The following is a 270-nucleotide window of genomic DNA, read 5'->3' as shown; positions in this document are numbered from 1 at the left end:
CGCCGCTGACGACCTGCCACAGTCCGGCGGCCGAATCGATGCCGCCGGGGAAGCGGCAGGCCATGCCCACCACCGCGATGGGCTCGTCGGCGCCCGCAGTGATGGTCGTCCGCACCGGACTGGCCACGGGATTCGTCGTTGTGAGCTGGGTGAGCAGATGGTGAGCCAGAGCGCCCAGGGTGGGGTGGTCGAAGATCAAGGCGGGGGACAGCGTGAGGCCGGTGTGCTGGGCCAGGGCGTTGCGTAGTTCCAGGGCGGTCAGGGAGTCGA

At 70.0% G+C, this 270-nt stretch carries 1 protein-coding gene; it reads right to left on the bottom strand.

The window, feature by feature from the left end; genetic code table 11:
- On the bottom strand, positions 1 to 270 hold a 270-nt coding region (locus BST12_RS29965), incomplete at both ends, for an acyl carrier protein (protein WP_139802130.1).

The sequence above is a fragment of the Mycobacterium angelicum genome, from assembly GCF_002086155.1.
In the GTDB taxonomy this organism is placed as follows: domain Bacteria; phylum Actinomycetota; class Actinomycetes; order Mycobacteriales; family Mycobacteriaceae; genus Mycobacterium; species Mycobacterium angelicum.
Note: the sequence above shows the minus strand (reverse complement) of the source record. Positions and strands in the feature narration are given on the sequence as shown.